A 284-nucleotide genomic window follows, 5' to 3' on the forward strand; every position below is an offset into this window, starting at 1 on the left:
CCGCCCTCCCCCCCCCCCCCGACCTGCTCCCGGCCGCAGCCTTTCCGGGACATGGCCCTCGGGCGGAACTACTTCCGGCTGCTGGGGCTGAAGGACCGGGCGCCCCGGGTCTGCCCGTCCCGGCCCCGGCCGAACGGGGAAGGCGAGGCCGGCTCCTCCACCCGCTTCCGCCCGTCGTCGCGGACGGCGAGGACTGAGCGGCGGGCCCTGTCAGTCTCGCGGGGCCCCCCCCCCCCCCCACAGCAAGGACAAGAAGGGTAGGGTGTTGTTTCTCCCCTCACCAC

The sequence above is a fragment of the Kitasatospora sp. NPDC056531 genome (genome assembly GCF_042794375.1).
In the GTDB taxonomy this organism is placed as follows: domain Bacteria; phylum Actinomycetota; class Actinomycetes; order Streptomycetales; family Streptomycetaceae; genus Kitasatospora.